This is a genomic window from Mesorhizobium sp. M7A.F.Ca.ET.027.02.1.1 (genome assembly GCF_004022985.1).
GTDB lineage: Bacteria > Pseudomonadota > Alphaproteobacteria > Rhizobiales > Rhizobiaceae > Mesorhizobium.
This window is the reverse complement of record NZ_RZOL01000413.1, coordinates 1-5,333: the sequence shown is the minus strand read 5'-3', so window position 1 is coordinate 5,333 and position 5,333 is coordinate 1. Positions and strand designations below refer to the sequence as shown.

Here is a 5,333-nt window from a genome sequence, read left to right as displayed (position 1 = left end):
CAGTAGGGCAGTAGGGCAGTAGGCAGTAGGGCAGTAGGGCAGTAGGGCAGTAGGGCAGTAGGGCAGTAGGGCAGTAGGGCAGTAGGGCAGTAGGGATAGGCGTCGGTGCCGTCTGCCCCCTATTCCCCTACTGCCTTACTGCCCTACTGCCTTTGATTCAGCTTGCCGCCGCGCCGAACCAGCCGATCACGGCGCCGATGATCAGCAGCACGCCGAGCCAGTGGCCGCCGTCGATGAGGGTCAGGTCCCAGCCGAAATTCTCGTAGCGATGGTTGACCGAGAGCGTCGTGGCGACGAAACCCAGCCAGAGCACGGAGCCGAAGACTAGTCCGGCGATCCATGTCGGCTCGCCGCCGGTCATCGCGCCGACGACCAGGGCCAATATGGTGGCCATGACCAGTTCGGCGATGAAGCTGATGACGAAGGGCAGCGGCGATTTCTTCATCGTCGCCGGATCGAGCTTGGCGGCCTTCAGCCACGCCTTGCTCAGGCCCATGTACCAAGCGGCGCCGAACAGCCATGCGACGATCGCGGCGGCGACCACCGCCAGCCAGTTCACTGCTGAAAAATCCATGAGCTCCCCCTCTGATCTGTATGTGATGGAACGCCTGTTCGGCGATCGCGTCAAGCGAACCGCCAGACCGTCGTGCGCTTGACCAGCGCATCCTCCAGCGCCCGCGTGACGGCCACTTCATACACAGAAAGCGGCTCCAGCCCTGCCTTCGGCAGATACGACCGTCCGGGATCGCCGACGAGGATTTCGGCGCCGCGCGCCTTCAGCGTTGCGAACCATGGCATCAGCCGGTCCGCGAAAGATTTGTCGTAGAAAACATCACCGGCCAGGACCACGTCCCAACCTGCATCGGTGCTGATGCAATCCGTGCCGAGGAATTCGGTCCCGACACCGTTGATCTCGCTGTTGAGCCGGATCGCGGTGGCACAGAACGGATCGATGTCGGCTGCGGTCACCTTGGCGGCACCTGCCTTGGCGGCGGCGATGGCGACAAGACCGGAGCCGGAAGCGAAGTCGAGCACGCGCTTGCCCCGCACCGTGCCGGGATTGTCCAGGATATAGCGGGCAAGGCCCTGGCCGCCGGCCCAGGCAAAGGCCCAGAAAGGCGGCGGCAGGCCGATCTCGACCAGCTCATCCTCGGTCCGCTGCCACAAATCATGCGCTTCGTCGGCAAGATGAAGCAGGATCTCCGGGACGTGCGGCGGCGCCATCAGCGCCGTGTTGTCGAGAATGAATTGCCTCGCGCTGTTGGGCGTCAGCGCCGTCACGGAGCCGGCGTCAAGCCGCCCATGCGGCAGACTTCCTTCCATTCGGCCGGCGTCACCGGCTGCACGGAAAGCCGGCCGAGCCGCACCAGCGCCATGTCGGCAAGCTTCGGATTGGCCTTGACCTGTTCCAGCGTCGGCGGGTTCGGCACATCCCTTACGGCGCGGATGTCGACGCATTCCCAGCGCGGATCGTCCGACGTGGTGTCGGGATGGGCAAGCGCGCAGACTTCAGCGATACCGACGACGTTCAGCCCCTCGTTGGAATGGTAGAAGAAGCCGAGATCGCCGATCTGCATCGCCTTCATGTTGTTGCGCGCGGCGTAGTTGCGCACGCCGTCCCATTGCGTGCCGGCCTTGCCCTTGGCCTTCAGCATCTCGAAGGAGAACTTGAATGGCTCGGATTTGAACAGCCAGTAGTTCATGTCTTTCTCCTCCTAGGCGTCGCGCGGGCGACCGGGATTAACTAGCCGCCGGCTTGTTGAACGTCCAGTTCCACGGGCGGATTTCGACGCTTTCGAACAGCCCGGCCTTGGCGTAGGGGTCGGCCGCCGAAAGAGCCTGGGCGCCAGCCAGGTCGGACGCTTCGACGACCACGAGGCTGCCATTGGGCTTGCCTTCGGTGTCAAGAAACGGACCGGCGAAGGCCAGCTTCTTGTCGCCGTTCAACCCTTCGAGAAAGGCGATATGCTCGGGCCGCGTGTCGAGGCGCACCTGCAGGCTTCCGGGCTTGTCCTTGCAAATCACAGCAAACAGCATCTTTTTCTCCTGATCGTTCAAAGTCGTGGGGATCAATCGTTGGTTTCGGTCTTCAGCGGCCGGGTCATCAAGGCCGTCACAGCCTGCCGGACGGTGATGGCACCCTCCAGTATGGCGGCGACGGCGGCAATGATCGGCGCGTCGATGTTGCGCTCGGTGGCGATGCGGGCAGCGATCGCCGCCGTCGGCACGCCTTCTGCCAGCGGCAATCCGGCAAGCGGCTTGCCTTGGCCGAGCGCCAGGCCATAGGCGAAATTGCGCGACTGGGTGGACGAGCAGGTCAGCAGCAGGTCGCCAAGGCCGGAAAGCCCCATCAGCGTTTCGGGCCTGGCGCCGAAGGCAGCGCCGATGCGGCGCAGCTCGACAAAGCCGCGCGTCACCATGGCGGCCTGGGCGCTGGCACCGAGACCCGCGCCAGTGACGGCACCCGCCGCAATGGCGAAGACGTTCTTCAAGGCGCCGCCGATCTCGACGCCGATCAGGTCGTCGTTCGAATAGCAGCGCAGGTTTTCGGCGGAAAAGCGGGCGGCGAGATCGGCGGCCAATGCCTCGTCGCGGGCAGCGACCACAACGGCCGTCGGCAGGCCGCGGGCGACGTCGGTGGCGAAGCTCGGACCCGACAGAGCGGCAACGGGATTTAGCGGCAGGATTTCTTCGACGATCGCCGACAGCAAGGCGCCGGTCTCGCTTTCGATGCCCTTGGCACACAGAACCAGCGGGACACCGGCCGGCATATGGTCCTTCGCTGCCGCCAGTGTAGTCCGCAGCGACTGGGCCGGCGTCACCGCCAGCACGCAGTCGGCACCGTCGAGCGCGGCCTGAATGTTGCTCGTCGCCACGATGCCGGGCTGGAGCGTAATGCCCGGCAGGTAGCGTGGATTTTCGCCACGGTCGATCGCGGCGACGGTCTCCGGGTCGCGCGCGTAAAGGCGAACGAAATGCCCGGCGCGCAGCATGGCCAAGGCCAAGGCAGTGCCCCAGGCCCCGCCGCCGAGCACGGCAACGCGCCAGCCGGTCGGCGCGGTGTCGTTGCCGCTCATTGCCCGCTCGTTCATGCCTTGGCTCCGCGCCGGCCGGAGCCGACCATTGGCGCCGAGATGCTATCCAGCGGCCAGCGCGAGCGCGGCACGAAATCGAAGCCGTTCTCATGCTCCATGCCGGCGCGCAGCCGCTCGACACCGGCCCAGGCGATCATCGCCGCATTGTCGGTGCAGAGCTTCAGCGGTGGTGCAATGAAGGTGAAGCCGGTCTCGGCACAGAGCCGCTCCAGCATGATCTTGATCGTGCGGTTGGCGGCGACACCACCGGCAACGACGAGGGCCGGGTTTTTCGTGCCGGGAAATGTCTCGCGAAAGCGCGTCAGCGCGCGGGAGACGCGGTCGGCCAGCGCATCGGCCACCGCTGCCTGGAACGAAGCGCAGATGTCGGCGACGTCCTGGTCGCTCAGCGGCGCAATGGCGCTCGCCGCCTGGCGCACGGCGGTCTTGAGGCCGGAGAAGGAGAAGTCGGGCTGCGCCGAGCCCTTCATCGGGCGCGGAAAGGCAAAGCGCGAGGCACTGCCGGCCTGTGCCGCTTTCTCGACATTCGGCCCGCCGGGATAGGGCAGGCCAAGCATCTTGGCCGTCTTGTCGAAGGCTTCGCCGAGCGCGTCGTCGATGGTCGTTGCCCAGCGCTGGTAATCGCCGACGCCGCGCACGGCGACGATTTGCGTATGGCCGCCGGAGACCAGCAGCAAGAGATAGGGAAAGTCGAGCCCGTCGGTCAGCCTTGCGGTCAGGGCATGGCCTTCGAGGTGGTTGATGGCGATCAGCGGCTTGTTCGCCGCAGCGGCAATCGCCTTGGCCGTCATCAGCCCGACGATCAGCCCGCCGACCAGGCCGGGACCGGCGGTGGCGGCAATCGCGTCGATATCGGCGAGTGCCGTGCCCGAATCGGCAAGCGCCGCTTCGATGATGCCGTCCAGCGCCTCGACATGGGCGCGCGCGGCGATTTCCGGCACGACGCCGCCGAAAGCGGCATGCTCCTCGATCTGGCTGAGCACGATGTTGGACAGGATTTTTGGCGCGGCGTCGCTGTCGATGGCCACCACGCTGGCGGCGGTCTCGTCACAACTCGTCTCTATGCCCAGCACGCGGATCAATTCGTCGCTGTCCCTAAAGATTGTATCATGGGGCTTTCCCCGTTAGGAGAACCCCGGAAAAGCCTCGCTTGCCGGGGGGTTATCACGGACTGCGCGCCATGCAAACAATCTTGAGAATCGGAACACGCGGCAGCCCGCTGGCGCTGGCACAGGCGCATGAAGCGCAGGCGCGGCTGATGGCCGCGCATGGCATGCCGGCGGAGGCGTTCGAGGTGGTCGTCATCTCGACCAGCGGCGACCGCATCCAGGACCGGCCGCTGTCGGAAGCCGGCGGCAAGGGCCTGTTCACCAAGGAGATCGAGGAGGCGCTGCTGGCGGGCCGGATCGACATCGCCGTGCATTCGTCGAAGGACATGCCGACGCAACTGCCCGACGGTCTCGAACTCTCGGCCTTCCTGCCGCGCGAGGATGCACGCGACGCCTTTGTCGGCAAGGCGGCGAAGACGATCGCCGAACTGCCGCGCGGGGCGAAAGTCGGGTCGTCGTCGCTGCGGCGGCAAGCGCTGATCCGCCGGATGCGGCCGGATCTCGACGTGGTGATGTTCCGCGGCAATGTGCAGACGCGGCTGCGCAAGCTCGAAGAAGGCGTCGCCGCGGGCACGATCCTGGCCTATGCCGGGCTGAAGCGGCTTGGGCTCGAGCATGTCGTCACCGATCTGATACCGCTCGATGTCTTCCCGCCGGCGCCGGGGCAAGGTGCGATCGGCATCGAAACCCGTATCGGCGACCGCGATGTCGAAAAGATGCTGGCAGCCGTCCATGATGTGCCGACCGGCCAGGCACTGGCCTGCGAGCGCGCCTTCCTGGCGGCGCTGGATGGCTCCTGCCGCACGCCGATCGCCGGCTATGCGGCGATCGAGGCCGGAAAACTGTCATTCGCCGGGCTGATCATCTCGCCCGACGGCACGCAGTCGCACACGGTCGAGCTGCAGGGGCCGGCGCAAGACGCCGCCCGCATCGGCGGTGAAGCGGCCCGGAGTGTGCGCGCCAAGGCCGGCGAAAAGTTCTTCGACGGCTGGCTCTGAAATGCTTCGCGTCCTGGTGACCAGGCCGGAACCGGGTGCCTCGCGCACGGCGCATCGGCTTGAGGAGGCAGGTTTTCAGCCGGTTCTTTTACCCCTGACCGAAACAAAGGCGTTGCCTGCCGCCGCCGGAC

The 5,333-nt window shown here is 66.1% G+C and carries 7 protein-coding genes and 1 pseudogene; 2 read left to right on the top strand and 6 right to left on the bottom strand.

The window, feature by feature from the left end:
• Positions 1 to 157: 157 nt before the first annotated feature.
• From EN749_RS29995 to tsaD, 6 genes are read right to left on the bottom strand one after another with little or no spacing between them, the layout of a single operon-like run.
• Positions 158 to 574, bottom strand: a complete 417-nt coding sequence (locus EN749_RS29995; RefSeq protein ID WP_128364514.1) for a DUF1761 domain-containing protein — start codon at positions 572 to 574, stop codon at positions 158 to 160.
• A 50-nt stretch (positions 575 to 624) separates the two neighbouring features.
• Positions 625 to 1,323, bottom strand: a complete 699-nt coding sequence (locus EN749_RS29990) for a methyltransferase (RefSeq protein ID WP_189367791.1) — start codon at positions 1,321 to 1,323, stop codon at positions 625 to 627.
• Complete coding sequence (locus tag EN749_RS29985) at positions 1,278 to 1,703, bottom strand: EVE domain-containing protein (RefSeq protein ID WP_023811233.1); 426 nt, start codon at positions 1,701 to 1,703, stop codon at positions 1,278 to 1,280. The genes EN749_RS29990 and EN749_RS29985 overlap by 46 nt, the downstream gene beginning before the upstream one ends.
• 37 nt (positions 1,704 to 1,740) lie before the next feature.
• On the bottom strand, positions 1,741 to 2,037 hold the full coding sequence (locus EN749_RS29980) for a YciI-like protein (protein ID WP_127808728.1): 297 nt from the start codon (positions 2,035 to 2,037) through the stop codon (positions 1,741 to 1,743).
• Positions 2,038 to 2,069: 32 nt separating this feature from the next.
• Entirely contained in the window at positions 2,070 to 3,092 is a 1,023-nt protein-coding gene (locus EN749_RS29975; RefSeq protein WP_128364513.1) for an NAD(P)H-dependent glycerol-3-phosphate dehydrogenase, read from the bottom strand.
• Positions 3,089 to 4,174 carry a tRNA (adenosine(37)-N6)-threonylcarbamoyltransferase complex transferase subunit TsaD gene (gene tsaD / locus EN749_RS29970; protein WP_189367793.1) on the bottom strand — a complete coding sequence of 362 codons (1,086 nt, stop codon included), beginning with the start codon at positions 4,172 to 4,174 and terminating at the stop codon, positions 3,089 to 3,091. Before tsaD ends, EN749_RS29975 begins: the two co-directional genes overlap by 4 nt.
• Before the next feature lie 101 nt (positions 4,175 to 4,275).
• Here tsaD and hemC point away from each other — a divergent pair, with 101 nt between their 5' ends.
• Positions 4,276 to 5,202 carry a hydroxymethylbilane synthase gene (hemC, locus tag EN749_RS29965; protein WP_127397168.1) on the top strand — a complete coding sequence of 309 codons (927 nt, stop codon included), beginning with the start codon at positions 4,276 to 4,278 and terminating at the stop codon, positions 5,200 to 5,202.
• A gap of 1 nt (position 5,203) precedes the next feature.
• Positions 5,204 to 5,333: pseudogene (locus EN749_RS39100) on the top strand (uroporphyrinogen-III synthase); the annotation flags it as partial.